This window comes from Pseudomonas marginalis (assembly GCF_900105325.1).
Classification (GTDB): domain Bacteria; phylum Pseudomonadota; class Gammaproteobacteria; order Pseudomonadales; family Pseudomonadaceae; genus Aquipseudomonas; species Aquipseudomonas marginalis.
The window spans coordinates 155,920-181,239 of record NZ_FNSU01000001.1; the positions used below are offsets into that span (position 1 = coordinate 155,920).

The 25,320-nt window shown below is 53.9% G+C and carries 19 protein-coding genes and 5 pseudogenes; 11 read left to right on the forward strand and 13 right to left on the reverse strand.

Features of this window, described 5'->3' with window-relative positions:
* Window position 1: 1 nt before the first annotated feature.
* Both BLW22_RS00825 and BLW22_RS33990 read right to left on the reverse strand, forming a co-directional pair.
* Window positions 2-712, reverse strand: a complete 711-nt coding sequence (locus BLW22_RS00825) for a methyl-accepting chemotaxis protein (protein ID WP_074843731.1) — start codon at window positions 710-712, stop codon at window positions 2-4.
* Between the two features lie 324 nt (window positions 713-1,036).
* Window positions 1,037-2,029, reverse strand: coding sequence for a helix-turn-helix transcriptional regulator (locus BLW22_RS33990; RefSeq protein ID WP_083381307.1), 993 nt, complete (start codon window positions 2,027-2,029; stop codon window positions 1,037-1,039).
* A gap of 620 nt (window positions 2,030-2,649) precedes the next feature.
* Here BLW22_RS33990 and BLW22_RS00835 point away from each other — a divergent pair.
* The 4 genes from BLW22_RS00835 (at window position 2,650) to BLW22_RS00845 (ending at window position 5,659) form a co-directional block, all read left to right on the forward strand.
* Window positions 2,650-3,099, forward strand: coding sequence for a hypothetical protein (locus BLW22_RS00835; RefSeq protein WP_074843735.1), 450 nt, complete (start codon window positions 2,650-2,652; stop codon window positions 3,097-3,099).
* A 66-nt stretch (window positions 3,100-3,165) separates the two neighbouring features.
* Window positions 3,166-3,651 (forward strand): MCP four helix bundle domain-containing protein, encoded by a 486-nt coding sequence (locus BLW22_RS35750; RefSeq protein WP_143045084.1) that lies wholly within the window; start codon window positions 3,166-3,168, stop codon window positions 3,649-3,651.
* Between the two features lie 215 nt (window positions 3,652-3,866).
* Complete coding sequence (locus BLW22_RS35755) at window positions 3,867-4,805, forward strand: methyl-accepting chemotaxis protein (RefSeq protein WP_413038055.1); 939 nt, start codon at window positions 3,867-3,869, stop codon at window positions 4,803-4,805.
* A 302-nt stretch (window positions 4,806-5,107) separates the two neighbouring features.
* Window positions 5,108-5,659: a GNAT family N-acetyltransferase gene (locus BLW22_RS00845; protein WP_074843736.1), complete on the forward strand. Its 552-nt coding sequence runs from the start codon at window positions 5,108-5,110 to the stop codon at window positions 5,657-5,659.
* A 761-nt stretch (window positions 5,660-6,420) separates the two neighbouring features.
* On the opposite strand, the gene BLW22_RS00850 is transcribed toward BLW22_RS00845, so the two are convergent.
* A complete protein-coding gene (locus BLW22_RS00850) occupies window positions 6,421-6,681 on the reverse strand; it encodes a DUF6429 family protein (protein WP_074843738.1) in 261 nt (86 codons plus the stop codon).
* A 69-nt stretch (window positions 6,682-6,750) separates the two neighbouring features.
* Window positions 6,751-7,002: pseudogene (locus BLW22_RS00855) on the reverse strand (transposase domain-containing protein); the annotation flags it as partial.
* Between the two features lie 565 nt (window positions 7,003-7,567).
* Between BLW22_RS00855 and ltrA (BLW22_RS00860) the strand changes: the two are divergent.
* Window positions 7,568-8,893 (forward strand): group II intron reverse transcriptase/maturase, encoded by a 1,326-nt coding sequence (gene ltrA, locus BLW22_RS00860; protein ID WP_218023872.1) that lies wholly within the window; start codon window positions 7,568-7,570, stop codon window positions 8,891-8,893.
* A gap of 54 nt (window positions 8,894-8,947) precedes the next feature.
* Here the strand turns inward: ltrA (BLW22_RS00860) and tnpC are convergent.
* Both tnpC and tnpB read right to left on the reverse strand, forming a co-directional pair.
* Window positions 8,948-10,209 (reverse strand): annotated as a pseudogene (gene tnpC / locus BLW22_RS00865) (IS66 family transposase); the annotation flags it as partial.
* Window positions 10,210-10,227: 18 nt separating this feature from the next.
* Entirely contained in the window at window positions 10,228-10,587 is a 360-nt protein-coding gene (tnpB, locus tag BLW22_RS00870) for an IS66 family insertion sequence element accessory protein TnpB (protein ID WP_074843742.1), read from the reverse strand.
* A gap of 388 nt (window positions 10,588-10,975) precedes the next feature.
* Here tnpB and ltrA (BLW22_RS00875) point away from each other — a divergent pair, with 388 nt between their 5' ends.
* Complete coding sequence (gene ltrA / locus BLW22_RS00875; protein ID WP_346428858.1) at window positions 10,976-12,262, forward strand: group II intron reverse transcriptase/maturase; 1,287 nt, start codon at window positions 10,976-10,978, stop codon at window positions 12,260-12,262.
* Between the two features lie 1,127 nt (window positions 12,263-13,389).
* Here the strand turns inward: ltrA (BLW22_RS00875) and BLW22_RS00880 are convergent.
* The gene (locus BLW22_RS00880; RefSeq protein WP_074843743.1) at window positions 13,390-13,614 is read right to left on the reverse strand and encodes a hypothetical protein; all 225 of its coding nucleotides are present in this window, start codon (window positions 13,612-13,614) and stop codon (window positions 13,390-13,392) included.
* Between the two features lie 372 nt (window positions 13,615-13,986).
* Between BLW22_RS00880 and BLW22_RS33995 the strand changes: the two are divergent.
* Together BLW22_RS33995 and BLW22_RS00895 are read left to right on the forward strand one after the other, a co-directional pair.
* Window positions 13,987-14,843: pseudogene (locus BLW22_RS33995) on the forward strand (IS5 family transposase).
* A gap of 472 nt (window positions 14,844-15,315) precedes the next feature.
* Entirely contained in the window at window positions 15,316-15,987 is a 672-nt protein-coding gene (locus BLW22_RS00895) for a response regulator transcription factor (RefSeq protein WP_074843747.1), read from the forward strand.
* Between the two features lie 163 nt (window positions 15,988-16,150).
* On the opposite strand, the pseudogene BLW22_RS35760 reads toward BLW22_RS00895, so the two are convergent.
* Window positions 16,151-16,303: pseudogene (locus BLW22_RS35760) on the reverse strand (IS3 family transposase); the annotation flags it as partial.
* Window positions 16,304-16,525: 222 nt separating this feature from the next.
* Here BLW22_RS35760 and BLW22_RS35145 point away from each other — a divergent pair.
* The gene (locus tag BLW22_RS35145) at window positions 16,526-16,714 is read left to right on the forward strand and encodes an IS3 family transposase (RefSeq protein ID WP_074843749.1); all 189 of its coding nucleotides are present in this window, start codon (window positions 16,526-16,528) and stop codon (window positions 16,712-16,714) included.
* A gap of 103 nt (window positions 16,715-16,817) precedes the next feature.
* Here the strand turns inward: BLW22_RS35145 and BLW22_RS35150 are convergent, their stop codons facing one another.
* On the reverse strand, window positions 16,818-16,973 hold the full coding sequence (locus BLW22_RS35150) for a hypothetical protein (protein WP_235865545.1): 156 nt from the start codon (window positions 16,971-16,973) through the stop codon (window positions 16,818-16,820).
* Between the two features lie 71 nt (window positions 16,974-17,044).
* Between BLW22_RS35150 and BLW22_RS35155 the strand changes: the two genes are divergently transcribed.
* A complete protein-coding gene (locus BLW22_RS35155) occupies window positions 17,045-17,293 on the forward strand; it encodes a hypothetical protein (protein WP_235865546.1) in 249 nt (82 codons plus the stop codon).
* 790 nt (window positions 17,294-18,083) lie between these two features.
* Here the strand turns inward: BLW22_RS35155 and BLW22_RS00910 are convergent.
* Window positions 18,084-19,032: pseudogene (locus tag BLW22_RS00910) on the reverse strand (IS5 family transposase).
* A 48-nt stretch (window positions 19,033-19,080) separates the two neighbouring features.
* On the opposite strand from BLW22_RS00910, the gene BLW22_RS35765 reads away from it, so the two are divergent.
* A complete protein-coding gene (locus BLW22_RS35765; RefSeq protein WP_413038038.1) occupies window positions 19,081-19,245 on the forward strand; it encodes a metallopeptidase TldD-related protein in 165 nt (54 codons plus the stop codon).
* A gap of 242 nt (window positions 19,246-19,487) precedes the next feature.
* Here BLW22_RS35765 and BLW22_RS00915 read toward each other — a convergent pair whose 3' ends face one another.
* The 3 genes from BLW22_RS00915 to BLW22_RS00925 are packed head-to-tail and all read right to left on the reverse strand — an operon-like array spanning window position 19,488 to window position 25,270.
* Window positions 19,488-20,906 carry an efflux transporter outer membrane subunit gene (locus BLW22_RS00915; RefSeq protein ID WP_074843751.1) on the reverse strand — a complete coding sequence of 473 codons (1,419 nt, stop codon included), beginning with the start codon at window positions 20,904-20,906 and terminating at the stop codon, window positions 19,488-19,490.
* Complete coding sequence (locus tag BLW22_RS00920) at window positions 20,890-22,059, reverse strand: efflux RND transporter periplasmic adaptor subunit (RefSeq protein ID WP_074843753.1); 1,170 nt, start codon at window positions 22,057-22,059, stop codon at window positions 20,890-20,892. The genes BLW22_RS00915 and BLW22_RS00920 overlap by 17 nt, the downstream gene beginning before the upstream one ends.
* A complete protein-coding gene (locus BLW22_RS00925; RefSeq protein WP_065927020.1) occupies window positions 22,049-25,270 on the reverse strand; it encodes an efflux RND transporter permease subunit in 3,222 nt (1,073 codons plus the stop codon). Before BLW22_RS00925 ends, BLW22_RS00920 begins: the two co-directional genes overlap by 11 nt.
* Window positions 25,271-25,320 lie beyond the last annotated feature (50 nt).

Sequence of the window (25,320 nt, forward strand, 5' to 3'; positions counted from 1 at the left end):
CCTATTGCGCGACGGTTACAGTTTGCGGTGTTCCAGCCACGTCAAAGCGTGCTGACCTGCCGTCCAGTGTGTTGAGGCGCCACTCAGTACCCGCCACGGCGTCACCAGGACGAATTAGATAGATCTGGTTTAACTGTGTGCTGCCTGGCGGTGCTACGGACAAAAAGCGTTCCCCACCCCGGTACTCGATGCCGATAACGGTGAAGGGGGGCTTTTGCGATGTGACGATGCCGATAGCAACAGGTGTGGGCCGTTTTGGTTTGCGGGCAGTAGGCTTGGGCTTGGGGGGAACGGTAGTGACTTGTTTATCACGTGATTGGCTGAGTTCTTTAATACGGCTATCGAGTGTTTCGACGCTGGCTTTGAGAACCACCAGTTCACCCGTAGACGCAGCATTTAGGGAGGTTTCTTGCGCTGACTCCGTCGCTTGCTTTGCATACGCTTGTACGGCATCAATCCGATTCGACAATGCCTGCTGCCCCGCTCGGAAGTCATCATTGGTCACCAGATGTTTGCCGGCTACCGTATCCAGTCGCTCGTCGACGTTGCTCAATCGCGTCAGCAATGCATCGAGCGAATCTTTGTCGGCTGTCGCAGCCAAGCTGGTGCTGAGTAGGGAGAGTTGATGATGCTCATAGCCCAGCATGCCCGCCAGAACGACTAGGCAGGCACCGAGTATTGAAGTGGTTCGAGATGGGCGTGATAGGTTCATGGGTATCCTCGCGCGAAAACGAGAACACCCTCCCAGACCTTTCGGTTAAGCGCTGTAGGAAATACATTTTCCAATGTGCATGGTTTTTTGGACACTGCCAGCCCACACCGCCTCCTAGAGTAGACGCTGAACTGATCTAATTGATGCGCTGAAGAATTTCTCTGGAGCCACTGCGGAGATTACCAGTACATCTCCTTTTAGCGTGTCGGGCCGAACTTGACCAGGTTGGTGTTTTGGAGTTGCAGTACTAAGCAGGCCTAGGGAAATGACCTGCATTTGCGATTATTAATGGTTCGATGGTTTCTAAAGCGCGTTCAGACTTAACTATAAAGTATCATCAGGTGACAACTGAAATGACTGTCGCATGCGTTTGTTGGAGTCATGTGGGTGTTCAGAAAATCTTAATTTGTAATATTTACAAAATAGGTAATAGTTTGAGAAGCCACAAGCATAAGCAATTTGTTTGATTGAGAGAAGTAGATTGGCATCGAAAATCATTTTTCTAGCATTAAGAAGCCGGACCTCACGAATGTAACTATTAATTGTAGTTCCTTTGTATTTTTTAAACCCCTCCTGCAGACTTCGTATACTAATATTGGCCTGCGTGGAAAGATCAATACTTGTTAGCGCTTCTGAGTAGTGTGAATTTATATATTCAATAGTGCTCTTGATACTGTGTGGCGTAGGAGTCAGTACGGTATCAGGTGAACGCACTAACTGAGAGTAGTTGTTTTCTATGTTATATATAACAAAGCTAATCATGCTTTCTTTGAGATGGCGAAGGAATGGACCTTCCGCTATGGAATGATTTCCTGAGAGTGATAGTGCCGTATCAGCAAGATTAGCTAAAAAACGTCCAACCCAGGCATCAGTATTAGAATTCTTAAAGTGTATTTTTGCCTTAGGGGGTTGGTCAAGAAAAGTTCTCAAATATTGAAACATATCTTCGTGCTGTATGAAGATGCTAATGTAATTAGATAACGGGGAGAACTTCGATAGGATAAGTTGGCTTTGATCTATTACGAAAACAGAGCCTGAGATTGACTCGTATTTATTTTTTGATGTCCCCCAAGTTAGGAGGCCGGCCTCAGGAATAGTGATTAATAATCCGTCAAACTCCGGCTTTTGTTCAAAAGCCCAACCCGTCAGGCTTGTTGAACGACTCACGCTAGTGTTACCCATCTTGCACATTTTCGTTGAGTAATCAAATTTGTTCGAATTTCCTATTACATCAATGTTGCAGCGAAATCTGCTGAAAAATTCACTAGCAGAATCTTCTGTAGATAATCTACATGCAGAGAAAATCGCATCATTCATTTTATTAAGCTCAAAGTCCTAGTGAAAATCCAGATAATAGCCAAGAAAATTGAATGTCAACTAAATTCTGCTTAGGTATTGAAAAAAATGTTTCATATTGTTGAAAGGCCAATGGGAGGAATTTGGCATGAGTTTGGATACGGCTCTATCATAAATTTATGAAGAAAATATGTTGGTTAAATTTTTAGCAAGCAGAGCTGTAAGCAGTAAGGTCTCACTATTACGCAAACTGATTCATGCTACTTACCCTACGCCGTGATTGTTTTACAAATGTCAATGTGATCGCGAAGCCTAAACCGTAGTGCCCCACGAGCTCGCGCCGACACCGCATTGGAAATAAGGAGCATGGCGAAACGCTCTAGACCTGTTAGTTAATTTAACGGAAACGCAAAATTTAAAAAAACGCAAAAATATTTCTCAGTCGTCGGATTGACCTTCGTTGAGGTGAGCTAATCTAATTACATAGCTAATGATCGCGAATGGGGATGCATAAAGGTTGATGCAATAATTTTTGCGCCCTCCTAGGGTTTGTCTATTAGCGGATGCGTACCAGTCATCACGTATCACCTGTGCGCAAAAAATGATTTGAATATATAAGTTGGTTTGAAGAGACTTTTATTGTGAATGTACCGCGTTATCAGGATACGGTTCGGCAGTTTATTGATTTGTCTGGAGAGTTCTCTGCGCAGGTCAATGGGGCATTGATTACTGTAAAACGTCTAGAGATGGCGTATCACGAAATTGAGTCGGCGGTTTCGAAAACTGATGATGATATTGAAGTCGACAACGTAGTTAGGCGTGGGTTAATGCAAAAAATTGCACGCAGAGATATGAGCCTAGTGCTGGAACAGACTTTGCGAATGGAAAAGCTTCTAGCGGAAAGCATTAGGCTTTTGATTCAGAACGGTGAGGCCGCTGTAAGGCTTATAAGTGGCATTGAGGATTTTAAAGGCTATACAGCTGCTACAGCTGCTGAGGTCAACATTGCGAGAGCTGAGCTTGTTGCAAAACTTAATGTTTTGAAAGATGTGGAGCGAGACATGCTTAAATCCGATCGATTCAAACCATAGATTTCTATGATGCATGCTAATGCATTACGAACTGAAAAATAGCCTATAGAAAAGAGTGGCACGTATATGTCAGTGATAAAAAATATGAAATTAAAGTCGAAGTTACTATTCGCATTCGGCATGTGCGCAGTTATTACGATTGTAGTGGCTGTTATAGGTCAGTCAGGACTTAATAAGCTAAATGCTCAGGTAGACAATATCGTTGGGAATCTTGTGTTATCGGTGGGGCTCGTGCGGCAAACCAACATAAAGACTGTTGCTACCAATCGTGATTTTTACAGAGCTATTGCTTTAGTATCTACGAGCTCGGGTGCTGATGAGCTTGAGTCACTTCTTCAATCTTATAAAACTAATAAGGCGCAAGCTGAAGAGTCATTTAATAAATATCTGGCTACTTCTATGGAGCAAGATGAGCGGGCAGCCGCAGCGGATTACGCTAGCGACTGGCCCGCTTATACCGCAGCTGTTGAGCGTGGTTTTGCAGCCCTGAGCAAGGGTGATATTGAGCAAGCAAAAAAATCGCTTTATCTGAAGTCACGGGACAATATGTAAAAGTAAATAAAGAAATTGCTATCATTCTCGAATCCAACGCCCGTCAGATGGCCCAATCCAGGGAAGCGATCAGCGATGTCTATTCGGATCTAACTTGGACTTTAGCTATAGGCTGCTTGATTGCAGTTTTTCTTGCCGTCGGATTAGGGATGGTAATCACGAATTTAATTACAGGTCCAATATATAAATCTGTAGCGGGAGCTAGTCGAGTAGCTATGGGGGATTTGACGCAGGTTATCGAGTATAGTGGTACAGATGAAACTGGCCAACTTTTGCAGTCACTTTCAAATATGCAAGATAACCTTGTTGGAACTGTTCGTCAGATTTCAGATGCCGCCGCTCAGTTGGCTTCCGCGGCTGAGGAGTTAACAGCGGTTACAGACGATAGTACTCGAGGCTTGGCGACTCAGAACGGTGAGATCCAGCAGGCAGCAACCGCTGTGACAGAGATGACTGCAGCAGTCGAAGAGGTAGCTCGCAATGCTGTAAGTACATCTATGATTTCAAGTCAGACAGCCGATGAAGCTCATAAGGGCCGGAAACAGGTCCAACAAGCAGTTGCGGGGATCGATAGTGTTACTGTCGTAATTACTGACTCCACTACACTTGTAGAAGCCTTAGCGTCCCAGATACATGAGATAACAAAAGTGTTAGATGTTATCCGAGGAATAGCTGAGCAAACCAATCTCCTCGCCTTGAATGCTGCTATCGAAGCAGCTCGTGCTGGTGAGCAAGGCAGAGGGTTTGCAGTAGTTGCAGATGAGGTGCGCGCACTCGCCCATCGGACTCAGGTATCAACTGGAGAAGTTGAGATTATGATTAGTCGGGTGCGTGATGGTGCCGATGAGGCTGTAAGCGCTATGGGTAAAAGTCGCAGTCTTGTATTGAGTACTCAGTCCTTAGCGAATGAAGCTGGATTGGCACTGGAGAGAATCAGCGAGGGTGTGAATAAAATCAATGAACAGAACTTAGTAATTGCAAGCGCGGCCGAAGAGCAAGCACAAGTTGCTAGAGAGATTGACCGGAATCTTGTTAACATACAGGACTTATCTTCGCAGACTGCAGCGGGCGCGAATCAAACCAGCGCTTCGAGTCAAGAACTATCGAAACTGGCAATATCATTCAATAAACTTGTCGGGCATTTTAAATTATAAAGCGGCGATAGAGTTTTACTTGCAGGTTGATGCGGAGCATAATCTATCGCGACAAGCTGTTTTGCCGCGATGATGAATATTTTTTGGTTATTTACTCCTGTTTTAAAGCTGGTCGTGATTATTTTGGAGTGTTGTTTCTTATTGGGTTGAGTAATAATGCATTCTCTTGTTAGTGTGTCGTGGCCTAGCGTCAATATATGAAGGGTTTAATTGCTCATCCCATGAGGTTGTACCTGGTTTTCAAAAAATTTTAATGTGTAAGATAAAATACGTCATCATTGATTATCGGGAGAATAGAACTTATGTCGCCTTTTGAGCTTGTTCGCGATTTTCTCCGCAGACGCGCGGCTAAATTGTTAGATGATCTGGCGATGAATTTACACTTGGTAAATCGTCGGCAAGAATCGCTGCTGGGCCATTTTGTATTTCCAGGTACTGATTATCTGGACGACATCCAAATCGGTGAGCATTATGCCGGTTACGTGAATTACTGCATCAACCCACTTGGCGATTGCCTTTATATCAATATGATCGAAATCATTCCATCGCTGCAGGGTAAAGGTTTAGGCTTGGGCGCTCTTTGGCATCTGTGGTGTCAGCACCGTTTACCGATTGTGCCGCTATATCAGTCCAATTCTTCCGAAAGATTTTGGCTCAGAGCTCGCCCGCGCTTTGCAGCGGCCGGCGCCGTAATCAAGGAAGATCTACGCAGTACTCTGGATCTGGAACTGGAAAAACAGCGATGGCAACACGTGGTTCTCGAACCTGGTCACGAACGCCTTATCCGGGAGCTCAAAGCATCGCCGGATTGGCCCAAAATTCAAGAGCGTTTCGAAAGCTGGAAAGACTTATGAGCTCGTTCACTGTCCGAATGCTGGTTTTTTATAGTCACACTTGTGGATAGCCTCTCTAACACGTTTGCATTAGCGTGGTGGTCGGGAAGTCCAGTAGATCGGTTTTTTACCAGATTATGTGTATCCTCGCGCGATAAAAACCACCCTCTCAAACTGGTTCATCGATCACATTAGGAAATAGCTTTTCCGTAAATTTGCTTTTTCTGAACGTGCTCTCGGGGAGTTGCAAAAAATACTTATGAAAAAGTAGTGATAAAATTTGTTATCACCCTAAAGGCCCTGCAAGGCTTACCATGACGTTTTACATCGCCCGGTCCTACGACTCGTACTACTCCTGACCAAATGCTCATAACAACGGCACCGGAGCGACCGATGTTGATAGACGGACCTGGACATGCACTCAATGTAATCATTCGCTCGATATTGACATGACAGATAGTTCTGGGTTCACGTTGACCGTTGAGCGTCACCCCGCGAACACAATTCGCAAGGGTGACCATATCGTGTGGGACAAAGGCCATTCGCACCTGGCCTTGGGTAAAGTCCACGGCTCCTTTGCACCGGACAGCAAGCAACAGGCCACACACTGGACATTGGTCGTCGGAGCCGAAGAACACCGTCGAAGCCGCCGTCGCCCCTGGTGCCAGCCCCTGACAGACGCTGATCAACGTCGAACTGCCGCTGGCCTCGGGGGTTCGCTGCTGCTGGGTGTATCGTATGCGATCCATAAACTCCACCTACCGGATGGCCGTGGTATGAAGTCAGGTATCCAACTCGGATACATGCTCCCCTTGGGTTCCTACCCCAAACAACCGGTCGGCTATCTGCCGACCTTGCTCCAACCCTTCAGCCGTCAACCAAATCGATTTGTTCTTGTTTACCGGATTACTGATGAAACCATGTTCATGTAATCGGCTCATGGTCTCGAAGTCGAACCCTTTCCAAGCATTACCGTTATCAAAACTGAAGGTTGCCAACAGAGCCAGCACGGCTTCTTCAATCAGTTTATCGTCATATTCCATGATCGTTGCTCCGCTCGTATTCTTTAAGCTCACCGTAAACCCTACCAGCCAGCAAGATGGATAGCGCGTTTAACTACGCGATACCGGCGAGCAGTTCCAGGGCATTAAAGCTTCGTAATCCTCAACCGAAGAAGCAGTCGGCAGGCGCTCTAATGCGTGGCGCAGCCACGCATAGGGTTCTTGGCCATTGACTTTGGCAGTCTCGATCAAGCTATAAAGCTGAGCGCTGGCCGTTGCACCTTTGGGGGTGTCGCTAAACAGCCAGTTCTTTCTTCCGATCACGAAGGGCCTGATGGCGCGTTCGGCAGCGTTGTTGTGTACGCCCTGACAAGGCGTATGAGTTCAGTGGGTGCGAATCCCACCCGGCTACTGTCGCTCCGGCCGGAAGCACTTTGGAGCAGTTCAGGAGGCAACGAATGGGCTGAAGTATCTGAAGAAAAGGCTTCTTTAGGAAGTCAGTGACTGTGCAGGCCGTAGCGCGCAGCGAACACCGAGCAGGCCCCGAAAATGCCTTGCGGTAGCCGACCCGCCATAATAACGGGGAAGGTTGATAGTGCTGAGGGATCGAGCGTCAAGCGAACTTGGCACTGCCGCCGGGGTAGTGGTGACAGCATGTACAGAAGAGAACTCATACGAAACAGGGGAAGCCTGCCAGGGTGAAGTGGCCGTTAGACACGGCCATACAAACAGAGCGCCCGTGAGGGATGGCTCTGGCTCGGACAGGTGGCGGATGGGCTCGTAGTACCGTTGAGGCCGGGTAATGCCGGAGTAGGAAAGGAGCCCTGGTTCAAGAGAGGAGTACAAAGTGGTAAGAACGATGGGATTGGCTCCAAGCCTACTAACCCAGGTGAGAAATCGCGTTCGGAAACTACAGCGTGCCCTGTATGTGAAAGCTAAGACAGAGCCAGACTTTCGCTTCTACAGCCTGTGGGACAAAGTCTATCGAATCGATGTTTTGGTCATCGCCTACCAGCGTTGCCGCGCAAACCGAGGCAGCCATGGTGTGGATGGTCAGCGATTCGAAGACATTGAAAGCATAGGGCCTATGGAGTGGCTGGCTCAGCTACGCGAGGAGCTGAAGTCGGGTGGATATCGACCTCAACCCCTGCGGCGGGTTTGGATTCCCAAAAAGAACGGCAAACTTCGTTCCTTGGGAATTCCTTGTATTCGAGACCGCGTTGTTCAAATGGCTGTCAATCTCACCCTCCAAGCGATTTTCGAAGCGGATATGCAGCCATCGCAGTATGGTTTCAGGCCTCGTCGAGATGCCAAGGAAGCGGTGAGGCAAGTGCACCATTACACCGCAAGGGTTGGGTTGAGAGACGTTGTCGACACGGATCTTCGTGACTATTTTAATACCATTCCACACGGGCCTTTGATGAAGTGTCTGGCCCGTCGTATCTCGGATGGCAAGGTGTTGCGGCTGATCAAGCAGTGGCTTGAAGTAGTCGTTATCGAACGCATTGACGGAAAGCCTCGACGTACCAACGAAGCCAAGCACACGCACCGTGGCAGCGCTCAAGGATCGGTGATTTCGCCGCTGCTAGCCAATGTGTATTTCAGGCGCTTCATTCTGGCCTGGGAAAAGTTTGGCTACGCCAGACGTCTGCATGCAAGGATTGTGAATTACGCGGACGACATGGTGATCTGCTGCCGCCCCGGCAGTGGAGAGCAGGCAATGGTGCTGATGAGTGGTTTGATGGCGCGGCTGGGGCTGACGGTCAACGAAGAGAAAACGGCGCTGGTGAAACTCTCGGAACAGTCATTCGACTTTCTGGGGTACAACCTGGGCAGGCAATACGATCGTCATGGGAAAACCTATATCGGCACTCAACCTTCGAAAGGAGCGATGAAGTCAATTATTGGGAAAATCCATGACGAAACAGCGATCAGCATGACGTGGGATACGGTAGAGCACCGGATAGTTGAGCTCAACTCGACCCTTCGAGGCTGGGCTGGCTACTTCGATCAAGGGCCTGTGCTCAAGCACTATCGAATCCTGCAACGTTACACTGAGCGCCGTATCCGACGCTGGTTGGTCAAGAAGCATAAGCGACGAGGCCGCTCTGGGTACCGTCTATACCCGGATGCATTTCTATATGGAAAGCTAGGCTTGCATCAGTTGCCCGTGCGAATGGCCGATGTGTCGAGTGCGAAGGCATATCGATCTCGGACGAAAGCCGGATGCGTTAGTAGCGCACGTCCGGTTTGACGAGCGGGGTGTGGAAACGGAGCGCAAGCCACCGCGCCACATCCCGACTCTACCGATCGGCAAGTAACCTTCCTCGACGTACCGTTCAAGTTTGTTCCAGTTGCTCGCCAGGTAGCTGATGGCTTTGCCCAGGGCGTTTTGAGCGGTGACCTGGGGTTGGGTCTTTTCCATCCAGCTTTTCAACCGAGCCAGCACCGGCAGGCTGTGCACGTGACGACCGGTTTTTCGCTCGCCGTCGTTGCCGGCCTGTAGGTCGCGCTCGATGCCATAAAGCTTGTTGATCAGGTTCAGCGCGATGTCCGCACGACCCGTCTTGCCTTTGGGCTGCACTTTTTGCGCTTCGACGAATTTGCGCCGTGCATGCGCCCAGCAGCCTAAACGCTCCACTCCTTCCTGCGCGCCCAGCGCGTTGTAACCGGCGTAATCATCGGTCATCACGTAGCCGCGATAGCCATCAAGCAGGCGCGTCGGCACCTCCTGAGCCCGGCTGGTGGAGTCGTCGAAAAGGATCACTGGTTTGTCGGGTGGGCCGCCGGTTTGCACCCACATCCAGGACTGGCTGCTGGGCTCCGATCCTGCTCTTTCAACACCTGCACGCGGGTTTCATCGCAGTGGATGACGCGGCTTTCCAATAACTGGTCGCGCATTAAATTCAGCAGTGGTTGCAAGTGTTCACCGCACTGGATAACCCAGCGGGCCAAGGTCTGACGCGGGATATCGATGCCATGGCGGCCCAGCACTTTTTCAAAACGGTGAAGCGGTGAACCGTCCACGTATTTGGTGGTCGGCAGCATCGCCAGCACGCTTGGGCTGGCCATACTTTTTTCAATCAACTGAGCCGGCTTGTCCGCAGTGACCGGAGCCGTTTCACAGGCACGGCAACCGTAGACCTTACGGACGTGTTTGATCACGCGGATTTGCATCGGCACGATTTCAAGCTGCTCGCTGAGCTCCTCGCCGATGGCGTGTTTGCGGCAGCCGCAGACACAGGTCAGTTCATGTTCGGGTAGTTCGTGGATGATTTCGATGCGGGGGAGGTCGGCCGGCAACGGTTTGCGTTTGCCACGCCGCTGGGTAGGCGCAACAGCCTCTTCTTCTGCGGCTTCATCAATGGGTTCGATGACGCTTTCCGCCTCATTGAGCAGGGCCAACTGCGGCGTTGCCGGATCAGCCGTTTGCTCGGACTTGCGTCCGAACAGGCGCTGACGCAGCAGTGCGTTTTCTTCTTCGAGGAAACCGACTCTGGACTGCATCTTCGCAAGCATCTGCTTGAGCAATTCAGGATCATCGGGGAGGTTTTCGGGCATGGAAATCATGCCCTGGATTATACCGAATCAGGCCACGTATTGAGGCGTCAAAACCTGATGAGGACGGTTGTGCCACAGATCAAAACCATCAAGTAGCCAGTTCAATTCCTGGACGGTCAGGATGATCGCTTCATCGTTGGCATTGGGCGATGTTTTAAATCGTTCGGATTCGAGGCGCTTGAGCCAGAGGCAGAAGCCGTTGCGTTCCCAATACAAAATCTTCACGCGGTTGCGTGGCTTGTTGAGGAAGACGAAAAGCACAGGGTCGAATACCGCGACTTTGATATCCAGTTCGACCAGCGCCGCCAGGCCATCAATGGATTTTCGAAAGTCGACGGGCTTGGGGTAGAGATAGACTTTTTCGACTTTAGCATCGGGTCGCATCATGGCGGGCTGGCTCCTGAGGGAATCGGGAGCACAGCATCCGGGATCAGCTAAGCGCTTTGAATGTGGGGTTCATGGAGCGCTTAGTGCGCCAGCCAAGCTGGCAGTTGATAAAGGGTGAAAGTCCCTACGAGAGAAGTTATGGCGAAACACCTCGACCCCGAGTCATGCGTTGTGCACCGTGAGGTGTACGGCGAAGCGTTGGCAGGGGAAACCAGCAGGCCAGCCATTGAGCCGCGAAATCATGAATCCAGGGCGCCGACGCTGTTATGCGAAGCGGAAGGCCACAGTGTGCATGACGATAATCGCAAGCCATGTTTCACGCCCTGCGCGGTCGTAGACCCTGAGCATGCTGGGAAGTCAACTGTACGGAAGCTGGGAGATCTCGTCCGTGTCTGGTCGTGACAAGCCAGACGGGGCAGGAAAGGTCACAAGCCAAAAGCCTGCTGTCTACGCGGATGAGAAGTCGGATAACTCCGTAGTACCTGAGAAGTTGCCGAACAACGGGCTTGCCTCGGCGGAGGTGATGGAGGAAAGGGAGTTAGCCAAGGGGAACAGTGAACAGCCTTCCGCATCCCGGACGCAGAGCCGGACAAGTGCGTTGTCAGGGTTGCTCTCTGTACGTCAAGCAGCTCGGCGAGATCGCCGGGTAAAGTTCACGAGCTTGCTGCACCACGTGACGGTCGAGCTATTGCACGAGAGTTTCTACAATCTCAAACGAGACGCGGTCAGTGGTGTGGATGGTCTATCGTGGCGAGACTACGAGCAAGGTCTGCTCACAAGGCTGACAGCCTTACACGACAAAGTGCATAGTGGCCGCTATCGCGCCCAGCCTGTCCGGCGGGTGTTTATTCCAAAGGCAGATGGTAGCGAACGCCCGCTGGGCGTAACCGCACTGGAAGACAAGATCGTCCAGACCGCAGTCGTGCAAGTGCTCAACGCAATTTATAAGCAGAACTTTCTCGGACTCTCGTATGGTTTTCGCCCAGGTCGAGGGCAACACGATGCATTGGATGCGTTATCGGTAGGAATACAGAATTCGCGTGTTCGTTGGATATTGGACGTGGATATTCGAGCGTTCTTTGACACCATCGATCACGAATGGATGATGTGCTTCCTGCAACACCGAATTGCGGATAGGCGAATGTTAGCGCTGATAGTTCGATGGCTGCGCACAGGTGTTCTCGAAAATGGAAAGCGCATTCCTGCGAAGCAGGGTACGCCGCAAGGCGCGCCCATTTCACCGTTGCTTGCCAACATCTACCTGCACTACGTGACGGACTTGTGGATCAGGCAATGGCGCGAGCGTACTGCACGAGGTCAGATGATTGCTGTGCGATACGCAGACGACAGTGTGCTTGGATTTGAAAAGCATGAAGATGCATGGAGTTTTCGCCAGGCGTTGGAGGCTCGACTAGCCCAGTTCAACCTGACACTGCATCCAGAGAAAACACGTTTGCTACGGTTTGGCTGGTTCGCGATCGAAGATCACAAGAAGCGCGGGGAAGGAAAACCGGAAACTTTCGATTTTCTCGGGTTCACGCATATCTGTGACAAAACCAAGAACGGGATGTTTGTGGTTAGACGCGTGACCATCGCCAAGCGCATGAGAACGACAATCAGGGAGATACGGGCGCAGTTACACAAGCGCAGGCATGAGCCCGTCCCGGTAATCTGACAATGGTTGAGCCGTCTGTTTAAAGGTTACTGCAACTACTATCACGTACCCGGTAACACACGGCGACTGGATGCCTTTCGCCGTGAAGTAATCGGTGCGTGGAGGCATGCTCTTAAACGGCGAAGTCAGCGGCACCGTCTGAACTGGGAGCGCATGGCTACATTGGCCCGGCTATTCATACCCTATCCAAGAGAGCTACCAATGCATCCGCATCCCATAACCCGCTTCGGCGACAAAACCCAAGGCAGGAGCCGTATGCGGTAATTCCGCACGTACGGATCTGTGCGGGGGGTGGCAGGTGACTGCCATTCCTACCGCGACCGGTGTATCAACCAGACCATCGTCATGCACAACCTAGTGCAGAGATAAAGTAGTCAGACGCCTGGCTGTCGCTGCCACGACTAATAAAGCACAGATAGGTGGAATCAACTTCGTCTGCTGTCTCATCTTCGATCATCTCAGGTGTTGAAGCTGGCTACAACGTACAAACAGCTATCGACGACAAACACCATCTGACCGTGCACATGGGCGCTCTGGCGCCCGCATTCATGCTGCCAACCTCGTGGCCAGACCTTCTTCGGCAGTACAGACCTCCAATGAAAAAGTGATCGGAGCACAACATGAAACTTACCATTTTAGCGACTGGACCAAGTGCAGATTGAACAGTGCGTTAGCGTTTTCATCTAATCTCATCAATATTGCTTCCTCCGGCAACGTCATTGGTGACCATGAGTAGCTCCGGCAACATGTATAGCACTCCCGTCGGTGGCGGTTGTAATAACAACCTAATGCGGAAGCATGAACCTGAGCAACATTCTAGAAAACTAACTGAATGAGGCTACTTCCATATTCGGTAAAATTGTGAGCTCGGTAGCATGAAAGGCCATTGGAACTGTGGCATCAGGAACCATAGTTACTTGGAGGATGAACTGACATGAATAATTTTATCAGCTATCGCGTAGCAGAAGATGTGGCTCAGCGAAGTTGGCCATTTTTCGGCCAGCAACAGCATGACTAATGGGGGAATGATATCCAGAGGTACTTCTAAACTCTACGCAATGCTAATGATAAGAAAGCCGCTAATTAAAGCGGCTTTATGGCATCAATTGGCGTTGTAGAGAGGCCGCTCATGTATGGCTGCCCTTGACCGACTGTCCCGGAACCGCCGAGGCTTGGAGAGCTTTAAGGCTATCCTGCTTAGCGTTCTCGTAAGCCAGTTGCTGCTGTTCCACCTGTTTTTCATGGGCTATCGCTCGGGCAACAAAGGCCGGTGACTCTTCGGCCATGGCCAAAGGCGCAAAGATAAAAGAAGATAGTACCAATGCGCCAGCAATGCGGATGGTGTGTGACATTGTAATAACTCCTTCTTGCATGTGCAAGTTTTGTGTGTGCAGGTTCAATATACAAATCCCGCACACATGAACCAAGTGAAAAGAAAGTTATAGATGTTTATCATTTTTTAAAATGAGAGAGAACATCGGCGAACGCAGCATGGCGTTTAAAAGCGCTTGATGGATTCACAAGCGAGATCCTATAAGGAGCAGAGACTTTCTGAGGCACTTTAGACGAGGCTTTATTCTGATTTTACAGAGCGAACACCATCCGTCATAGGTTCGTCAGGCTGCGATGTCCTAGGCTCTGTACGAAATCATCCGAAACTCATTTGAACCCAGCAAGCGTCGGGAGGCAGTAAAGTCCGAGTCCATCAACGGCAGGAGCCCACGATGGCCAAATGGTACGAACTCCCCGACGCAGCCTGGGATTTGGTTGCAGACATCTTCAATGAACCCCACCGTAACGGACGCCCACGGGCAGATGATCGGCTGATGCTCAACGGCGTGCTCTGGGTGCTCTGCTCGGGTGCTGCCTGGCGCGACATGCCCGAACGCTTCGGCCCATGGTCAACGGTTTATCAACGCTTTCGTGACTGGCGCAATCTCGGGACGTTCGACCAGATGCTCAAGCGGCTTCACATCAAGTTGAACGAGCAAGGGTTAATTGATCTGGAGACATGGATGATTGACTCCACGGCGGTACGCGCAACCCGGGCCTCTGCTGGTGCTGGGAAAAAAGGGGGCCTGAAGAACCGCAAGACCACGCCCTCGGTCGAAGCCGGGGCGGCGTGACGACGAAGATCCATATGCTGTGCGATGCCAATGGCGTACCGCTAAACTTTCTACTGTCAGGTGGGCAAGCCAGCGACATCAGCTATGCGCAACCGCTGCTGGATAACGCTTATATCCCGAGTTTGCGCGGTCGCCCCCGCAAGCGCTGTCGCTGGTTGCTGGCTGATAAGGGCTATGACGCCGAAGCGTTGCGTCGCTACTGCGACCGTTACCGGATGCAGCCGGTATCCCGCTACGCACGATGAAGCGCAAACCTAAACCGGCAGCGCAACATCATCGAGCGCATGTTCGGCTGGTTGAAGGAGAACCGTCGCATCGTTACGCGCTTCGACAAACTCGCAAAAAGTTATGCGGCAATGGTCTCACTGGCTTGTGCCATGCGGTGTTTGAGACAGTATTTTCGTATAGAGCCTAGCTTCTGTCATGGTTTGGATACCACCAGACGTAACCCATGACAAGTGCCGTACATTTTGTTGCTCACCCCGAGCTTCCCCTCGATACTTAGCCCGTGCTCGCGCCAGACCAAAGGCCAATACACTCGACTTTCATATCACATTGCCTTCATTTTTCAGGTACCGATATAGGTTGTATGAAACCATTTGAAATATCGATTTCGGTAGAGGTTGCCGCCCTTGCAAACCAGGGAGCGACGATACAGATGTCCGCCTACCACCAAAAGCAACTCTTAGTCCCTCGATGGTATAAATATAGGAAATAGATCAAGCCTGATAAATGTGATTATCATCTAACTTCATGCATAGTACAGGGGGAATAAGATCTCCCAGATATCGGTATCTGAATGCCGAGTTAGATCGAATGCTTGGGTGATCACGTCAGCATAAATGTATAAAGTTTTATTTAGTCAACACTCAGCGTTTTCTTGGCAAAATGTCTTCACTTTTAGTGATTCTCTTACCAGGTGAACATATGACCCGTATTTTGACCATTGAGGATGACACGGTAACAGCTCAAGAAATAGTCACCGAACTCAGCAACCATGGACTGGACGTGGATTGGGTGGACAATGGCCGTGAAGGCTTAGGTCGGGCCGTGAGTGGTGATTACGACCTTATCACACTCGACCGTACGCTACCAGAAATCGACGGCCTAGTCATCTTGACCACAATGCGCACCATTGGCGTGCTGACGCCGGTCCTGATGATCAGCGCCCTTTGCGATGTGGACGAACGTGTACGCGGCCTGCGTGCTGGTGGTGATGACTACCTCACCAAGCCTTTCGCGTCTGATGAAATGGCCGCCCGCGTCGAAGTGCTGCTGCGCCGCGAGAGAATGGCTCATAGATTCGAAACCACCCTCCGCATCGCCGACCTGGAACTTGACCTGATCAGCCGCGAAGCCCGCAGAGGCGACCAATCGATAAGCTTACTGCCCACTGAATATAAACTGTTGGAGTTTTTGATGCGCAACTCCGGGCAGGTCCTCACGCGCATGATGATTTTCGAGGAAGTATGGGGATATCACTTCGACCCGGGCACCAATCTGATAGATGTACACATCGATCGTCTGCGCAAAAAAATCGACCCGCCGGGTCTCACATCGCTGATACGCACGGTACGAGGCTTCGGCTATGTAATTTAAAGGCTAGCGCTCCTGCTGCGGCCGCCTGCTGGCTGGCCCTATACAGTTCGTTATTCATGGCGTGGAGCTGCATCTTGAGAGGATTCTGTATTACGACGTATCGGTTTATCTGATCTACCTATCGAGGAATTCCCTGTTGCAACGCCAGCGTATATTCCAACCCAGAATACCTGCCCGAATGCACGATTACTCTGGTTCTAGGTTTACTACGCCATACCCTCATGAGCAATGCCTCCAGTGAAAGCTCCTTCTCTGCTGACCACCGGACGGCCTTGCGAGCTTGGAAATCCAGCAACACGGCCAAATATGACCAACCTGCCGCGTCAGGATGTAAACGATACCTTATAGTGGAATCGACAATGAACTTCCGGTTGAATCGATTTGAGGGGGCTAGCCCTACTTAGATAGCGCGCGGCACTTGGTAGACTCCGAGGGCCTTGATTTTACAAATCAAATAGCTGCCAAGGTGAACTGGCGTAATGATTTTGGACGCTTCAATCGGGCGCTATGATAGCGCCCAAATCTAAGGCGTTTTGCTATGCGTAAATCTTATTTGAGTGAGTTCAAGCTCAAGGCTGCCAGCATGGTGCTGGATGAAGATCAGCCGGTTACCGAAGTCTGTGCCAGCCTGGATATCGGCCCCACTGCTCTGCGCTGCTGGGTCGATCAAGTGCAAAAAGAACGCTTGGGATCGACTCCGGCGGGGGGCGAAGGCGATTACCGCTGATCAGCGAGAAGTCCAGAGGCTCAAAGCTCTGCTCAGAGAGAAAGACTTGGATATCGATAGCCAAAAAAAAGGCTAGTGCTCTCCTGCTTTTGGACGCCAACGATCATTCACGCTGATCGATGATCTGGACGAGCAGTACGGCGTTAAAAGGTGTTGCCGGGCGTTTGGGGTCAACCGCAGCAGTTTCTACGCCTGACGTCAGCGCCAGGGCAAAGCAAATCCTGAGCGGGAAACGCTCAAAGCCGCGCTGGTCAGGCACCACAAGACCTCAAGAGAGTCGGCGGGTGCGCGTACTTTGTCCAGGAAGCAAGGCATCGTATAGGACGTTATATGGCTCGCAGTTTGATGCGCGAAGCTGGCATCTCCAGTCGTCAGCGCAGGCGCCATAAGTACAAGTCGCCGGGCGTGGAGGCCTTGGTGGTGCCGCACGTGCTCAAGCGGAAATTTGATGTGACGGCGGTTAATCAGGTTTGGTGCGGCGACGTGACTTACATCAAAGTCGGCAAGCGGTTGAGCTACGCGGCCATCCCCAGGATGTGTTGTTTCATTCTGACAGGGTTGTCAGTACACCAGTCATAGACTCCGTAACGAGCTGCTGAAGCAGGGGGTTAGGCAGAGTATGAGCCGTAAAGGCGAGTGCTGGGACAATGCCCCGATGGAGCGTTTCTTTGGCAATTTTAAATCAAAGTGGGTGCCTGAAACCGGCTACAAATTGTAACATGAGGCCCGAGCAGACGTGCAGTGCTATGTCTCGCGCTACAACAGCAGGCCTCATAGCTACAAAGACTACCGGTCGCCGGTCGTGAAGGAAAGGTTGGCGGCGTGAATCTTAATCGGTGTCCAAGATTACTTAACCAGTTCAAGGTCGCGCCCTTCAGCTTCACTAAAGTCAGCAAACACCCTGCCTGCATCTCGCACATCCTGGCTGCCCCAGGCTGACGTAGCGCTCGCGCACGTGACGGTTGGCCGTATTAGTCTTTCTCCAGAGCGCTGCTCACTGCGTCGAGCAAATTCCACAAATCGATCAGCTAGGAAATCTACTAAATCAAGGTCTTGGCGACCCCGGCGCTTCATGAACAAGTAGATTGCCCAGAAATCTGGCGTGAGGGATATCATCGCGAAAGAACCACTGCGACCATTCAACAATTAAGATGTTCCTTGGTCCGTTTCTGAACGGGTATGCATGCACCCACTGTTTTGTCTTATGGCAGATAGCCTAAGAAGACTTCGACCAACTTGCCGCAACCGTGCGGCAAGTTGAAACTCCCGCTGAGTTCGGCACCATTGACCGCGAAATATCCCGTACGCGCCGCCTTGGCGAACTTGTCATCCTATTTCTCCGTGTTACATGCGTACTAACCCATATCCATCAGCTTTTTCGAGCCATCCCCAGGTTAGACAAAGCAAACAGCGTGGTCAATTGAGCGGTGTTTTTCATCAGTCCAGGAAAGCGTACTTCACATAACCAAACTGACGTTTGATCACCCCAAATGGGTGTTCGACTTTGGCCTGTGTCTGGGCTTTGAGGTACTCGACTTTTTACGCTTGGCTTTGTACGGCAAGCTGCGCTTGCTCAGCTTGGAATAGGTGCTGTGCCGGGCAGCGGTCTGCCAGATCACCTCACGATTTTTATGCTCTTCCCGCCTCTCGATATCTGTGTATCCGCGTCTACATACCCGGCGTTTTCCTCTCCATGCAGCAGTTCTGCAATCTGGGTGACGTCGGCTACATTGGCGGCGGCGCCATGGGCATGGAGAACCAGATCCGACTTAACAACGGTACCGACATGAGCCTTCATCCCGAAAAAGCATTCGTTACCTTTCTTGGTTTGATGCATCTAGGGATCTCGCTTTGCTTCTTCGTTCTTGGTCGAACTGGGAGCATGAATAATCGTCGCATCGACGATGATGCCTTGGCGAGAGAGAAACCCTTTACTTGCAATAACTGTTGATGACCGCCAGGATCACCCGCGCCAACTCATGTTTCTCAAAGAGGTGACGGAAGTTCATTATCGTGGCGTTTTCGGGGATTGGCGCGCTCAGGGTCAAGCGCGCAAACTGGCGCATGGGGGTGATTTCGTAAGTTTCTTCCATGGTGGAATCGCTCAGGAAGGATCAGTTCTGCAACAGATGAATATGTAGTATGGTTTTCAGCGGATAAGGTTTTCGGCCGCCACCGGCCTTCGGGTAGAACGGCTCAATGAGCCCCAGCAAGCCACTCCAAGGCACGACCTGATCCATTTCGGCCAAGAAGCGTTCGCGGCGTGTCTGCTTGCTCGTGCCTGTGTACTCGAAGTCGAAAACGCTCATCTGGCTCATGGGTGACTCGAATAACGAAGTCAGGCGTATTTCAGCACATCTGCCGACTTGTTCGGAGTTTCCTTAGATATAGACGACGAGGGCGAACCGAGCCAAAACACGGTCTTGATCGAAAGCGCTGTCCTCAGCAGGTACATGCAAGATGCACTCAATGCCCTATTAATAAACCACCCTCCGACGTGCAATATGCCCTCCTACCGTTACCCTGCATGACCTACAACTACATACCACTCCGCCGCTAAGACCCACGCGAAATTATCGGTGGCGTCAAAGTCAGGGTTACACCCGCAGGTTCTATGCGCGGCTCATCATTAATTTTTCAGTGAGCGAGCGGGTTTCTCCTCGGTGACCGCTCTTGAACCAAAGACAGTGGTCGGATTTCTCACGTCTGATTGCTGAATTGTCAGCGACTGACGATGACTAGTCAGGCCAGTTCCCATGCTTAACGCGGTGGCTTAGGCGCCGGGTTGCCAGCCACCGCCCAATGCGGTCACGAGTCCTACACTGGCCTGCAACTGCCGCGTCTGCACCGCCTGCAATGTCCGCTGCGCCTGCAACGCCGCGGTCTGCGCGGTCACCACATCCAGGTAACTCACCGCCCCCGCCTGATAGCTGTTCATCGCCAGCGATTGCGTGTGTTGCGCCGCATCCGCCGCCGCCTGTTCATCCTGCGCTTCCTGCTGCAAATCCCGTAGTTGCGCCAAGTTATCTTCCACCTCGCGCACGGCCTTCAGCACCTGGCTACGGTACTGCGCCGACGCCTCTTCAAACTCGGCCTTGGCCTGGCGTTCATTGGCGCTCAAGCGGCCACCGTCGAAAATCGGCAGGTTCACCAACGGGCCCAGTGCCCAATACCGATTACCCGCCGACAGCAGATTGCCGACGCCCTGTGTCTGCCCGCCAATCAACCCGGTCAAGCTGAAGTCCGGATACCACGCCGCCTTGGCCACGCCGATATTTGCGTTGGCCGCAAACACCCGTCGCTCTGCCGCTGCAATATCCGGGCGACGTTGCAACAGGTGGCTTGGCAACTGCGACGGAATTCCCGGCAGGGCGATCAGTTGCTGGCCGGGCGGCAAGGTAAAGTCGCTGGCTGCCACACCCACCAACTCGCCGATGGCGTGCTCGGTGAGGTTGCGTTGCCCACGCACTTCATCCAATTGCGCCCTGGCCTGCGCCAGTTGATTTTGCGCACGGGTCAGGTCCAGCTCCGAGGCTATCTGGCCCTCGTAGCGGCTGCGGGTCAATTGCAATGCCTGGCTGAAATCATCCAGCGAGCGAGTGAGAATCCGGCTCTGTGCATCCAGCCCATTGAGCTGCACGTACAAGGTCGCCAACTGACGCTGCAAACTCAGGCGTGCCACCGCCAGGTCATCCCCGGACGCTTGCGCCTGGGCATCGCCGGCCGCGACCTGGTTGCGGATTTTGCCCCACAGGTCCAGGTCATAGCTCAACGAAAAGCCCGCGATGTTGCTGTTGTACACCGACGGTTGCGTATCCCCCCGCAACGGTCGCGAATCCGATTGCCGCTGGCGCAGCGGTTGCGCGCTGGCGCTGATCTGCGGGAACAGGCCTGCGTGCAGTTGGCTGGCATACGCCTGGGAAGCGTCGAAGTGCGCCAGCGCCGCCGCCAGGTCCGGGTTGGCCTTGAGCAGCTGCTGTTGCAGGTCATTCAGGCGCGAATCGTTGTAGAGCTTCCACCATTCGGGCGCCAGTTGGTCGGAGGGCTGGGCGCTGTGCCAGGGCCCATCGCTGGTCTGTTCGCGGTAGTTGGCCGGCAGGTCGATCGCCGGCACCTTGTAGGTCGGCGCCATCGAGCAACCCTGCAAGACCAGCAGCGTCAATGCGGCGAGCGGTTTAAGCCTTATGCGCATGCGCACCTCCGGAGGCATCGGCGAGTTGCACGGGATCACCTTCGCGCAGGGCATCGGGCGGGTTGTCGACGATGCGGTCGGTGGGTTTCAAGCCCTGGTCGATCACCAGGCGTTCGCCCAGGTCGAGGCCGATATGGATGGCCTGCAGGTGCACATGGTTCTGCCCGTCCAACACCGCCACCTGGGTGCCCTGGGCGCGGAAGATCAGCGCGCTGGCCGGGATACTCACACCATGGGTATCGGCCGGAATCGGCAAGGTGGCTTCGGCATAATCACCGGGCAGCAGTTCGCCGTCGGGGTTGTCGGCGACGAACTGGGCGAGCAGGGTGCCGGAGCGGCGGTCGATGGCGGTGGAGTCACCGATCAGGCGCGCCTTGAAATGCTTGCCGGGGTGCTCGGGCACGGTCAGCTCGGCTTCAAGGCCGGGATGGATGACCGCTGCGTAGTTCTGCGGCACCGGTACATAGAGGCGCAATTGATGGGTGTCGGCAATGTTGAACAGTTCCGGATCGCTGTCGGTGTCGGCCTTGATCAGCTGGCCGATATCGGTGTTGCGCGCGGTGATGGTGCCGGCGAACGGGGCGCGAAGGGTCTTGTAGCTTTCCAGCGCCGACAGCCGGGCGTAGTCGGCAGCGGCGGCCTCGGCGTTGGCCTTGGCGGCAGCGGCATTGGAGGTTTTTTCATCCGCCTCCTGGCGCGATACCGAATGGCTGGCCAGCAGGTTTTGCCAGCGCGTGGCGGTGGTTTCGGCCAGGCGTGCGTTGGCCTGTTCCTGCACCAGGCGTGCATGGGTCTGCGCCAACTGTTGATCAAGGTCGGGGCTGTCGATTTCCGCGAGGACTTGCCCGGCGTTGACGTGGCTGCCGATATCGACTTTCCAATCCTTCAGGTAACCGCTGACCCTGGCGTGGATCGGCGCCTTGCTCCAGGCTTCCAGGTGCGCCGGCAGGCGCAAGGTATCGCCGGCCACATTCTGCCTGGGCTGGAACACCATCACGTGCGGGATGGCGGCGGTCTCGGTCCAGGCCGTGACCGATTGTTCGTGCAGCGTACGGGCATGCAGGCCGTTGGCGACCAACAGGGCGGCCAGGGTCAGGCCGCCGACACCCATGAGCATCAGACGCTTGCGCGAGGGTTTGTGATCAGACGACATGTGGGGTTTCTCCTGCAACTGCGCGAGTAGGGTGACGACCGTGGACCAGGCTGAAGACCACGGGAACAAACAACAATGTGGCGAGGGTGGCGAAGATCAAACCGCCGATGACGGCGCGCCCGAGCGGGGCGTTCTGCTCCTCGGAAATCGCCAGGGGCAACATACCGATGATCATCGCCAGGGCGGTCATGCACACCGGGCGGAAGCGCGTGTAACCGGCCTCCATGGCGGCTTTCAACGCATCACCATGTTCGGCCAGGCGCTCACGGCAGAAGCTCACCACCAGGATCGAGTTGGCCGTGGCGACGCCCATGCACAGGATGGCGCCGGTGAGTGCCGGCACCGACAAGGAGGTGCCGCTGAGGAACAGCATCCACACGATGCCTGCGAGCGCCGCCGGCAACGCGGTGATGATGACGAATGGGTCGGCCCACGACTGGAAGTTGACCACGATCAGCAGGTAGATCAGCACCACCGCACCCAGCAGGCCAAGGCTCAGGCCGCTGAAGGCTTCATGCAGCGCATCGATCTGCCCGTGCAGGCTGATCGTCGCGCCTTTGGGGCGCAGATGCGCGGTGTCATCCAGCACCTTTTGCACGTCGCGGGCTACGCCGCCGAGGTCGCGGCCCTGCACGTTGGCGTACAGGTCCAGGGTCGGTTCGATGTTGTAGTGGGTCACCACCGCCGGGCTTTGCACGCGGGAGATGGTTGCCACGCCGCCGAGGATCTGCGACTGCCCATCGGCACCGGTGACGGGCAGCGCTTCCAGTGACGGCAGGCTGTCGAGGCGGTATTGCGGGGTGGCGGCGACAATGGAATAGGACACGCCGTTGGCCGGGTTGAGCCAGAAGGTCGGCGCGGTCTGCGAACTGCCGGCCAGCGACGCCACCATGCTGTTGGTCACGTCCCGCTCGGTGATGCCCAGGCCGTTGGCGCGCATGCGGTCGACATTCACCTGCAGCGACGGGTAGCCGGTGGACTGCTGGATGCGCAGGTCGGCGATACCGGGCACGTGTTGCAGGCGACGTTCCAACTCGACGGCATAGGCGCGGTTTTCTGCATCGCTGCGCCCGGAGATTTTTACGTCCAGCGGCGCCGGCGCACCGAAGTTGAGGATCTGGCTGCTGATGTCCGCCGGCAGGAACGCAAAGTGGCTGCCAGGGAAGCTCTGCGGCAGCGCTTCACGCAGTTTCTTCACGTAGTCGGCGGTGGGCGCATGGCCCTTTTTCAGGCTGACCTGGATGTCGCCATCCTGCGGGCCGATGGTGCCGCTGCTGCTGTAGGCCATGTCGATGCCGCTGAGCGGAATGCCAATGTTATCGACGATGGTGTCCAGCTCTTCGGCGGGGATCACTTCACGGATCCGCGCTTCGATGCGGTCGAAGGCGGCGGCGCTTTCTTCGATGCGCGTGCCCAGCGGCAGGCGCACATGCAGGGCCAGCGCGCCGGCATCCGTCGCCGGGAAGAAGTCCTGGCCCAGGCTGGGCAACAGCAGGAATGAGGCGAGCACACAGGCCAGGAAACCGACGATAAAACCCTTGCGATTGCCCAGGGCCAAGGTCAGCAGGCCGTGGTAGGTGTCGCGGATATTCGAGAAGTGACGCTCGAAACCCTGCTGGAAATTCAGCACCGCTTGCAGTGCGGCATTGCGCGGTTTCGGGTGCTGCTCGCCCTCATGGTGGTTGATGAATGCATCTTCGGGATGGTGCCCCACGCCTGGCTCCGGCGTGTGCGGCTTGAGCAGGAACATCGCCAGCGTCGGCACCAGGGTGCGCGAAAGAATGAATGAGCTGGCCATGGCGAAGATCACCGCCAGCGCCATCGGCCGGAACAGATAACCGGCGATGCCTTGCAGCAGGAACATCGGCACGAACACGATGCAGATGCACAGCAGCGAGACGAACGCCGGGCCGACAATTTGCGCGGCGCCGTCGAGGATCGCGGTCTTCACCGCCTTGCCTTGTTCCAGGTGCCAGTTGATGTTTTCGATGGTCACCGTGGCGTCGTCCACCAGGATCCCCACCGCCAACGCCAGCCCGCCGAGGGTCATGACGTTGAGGGTCTGCCCGCTGACCGCCAGCAACGCAATGGCCGACAGCACCGCCAGGGGAATTGACGCCGCGATAATGATCGTGGAGCGCCAGCTGCCGAGGAACAGCAGGATCATCGCACTGGTCAGCAGCGCGGCGATGATGCCTTCCTGGGCCACGCTGCCCACCGATTGCTTGACGAATACCGAGGCGTCGCCCAGCAACGAGGTCTTCAATGACGGCGGCAGGGTTTCGTTGATGCGCGGCAGCATCTGGCGGATACCGTCGATGATCGACAGGGTGGAAATGCTGCCGTTTTTCAACGCTGGCATCAGCACCGCGCGATGGCCGTCGACGCGCACGATGTTGGTCTGCGGCGGTGAACCGTCGCGCACGTGGGCGACCTGGCCGATGGTGATCAGCGCGCCGTCGACGGTCTTGATCGGCAGGTCGTTGAGCTCATCGATGGCCTTGGGGCTGTTGTTGAGCAGGATCGTGTATTCATTGGGGCCGAGTTTGGCGGTGCCCACCGGGATGATCTGGTTCTGCAGCGCCAGGGCATTGCCCACATCCTGGGCCGACAAGCCTTTGGCCGCCAACGCCTGGGGGTCGAGGTCGAGGGTGATCTGCCGCTGCTTGCCACCCATCGGCGTGGGCATGGCCAGGCCGGGCAGGGCGCTGAGGGGCAGGCGGATATTGTTCTGCACCAGGTCGCGAATTTTGGCTTCCGACAGCGTGGGGCTGGAGAACGCCATTTGCAGGATCGGCACCGTGGAGGCGCTGTAGTTGAGGATCAGCGGCGGCGTGATGCCCGGTGGCATCTGCTTGAGCACGGTTTGTGACACGGCGGTCACTTGGGCGTTGGCGGTGCGGATGTCGACGCCGGGCTGGAAGAAAATCTTCACGATGCCCATGCCGGGCAGGGATTGCGATTCAATATGTTCGATGTCGTTGACGGTGGTACTCAGGGAGCGTTCATAGGTGTAGATCACCCGGCCGGCCATGGCGTCCGGTGACAGGCCGTTGTACTGCCAGACCACAGCGACCACAGGGATGCCGATATCGGGAAACACGTCGGTGGGGGTTCGCAGGGCCGCCATCGGCCCGATGATGCAGATGAATATGGCCAACACGATAAACGTGTACGGCTTTTGCAGTGCGGTCTTTACCAGCCCGAGCATGCGTGAACCTCCGAGGGAGCAGGATTGCAAACACCGACAGATTACCCACT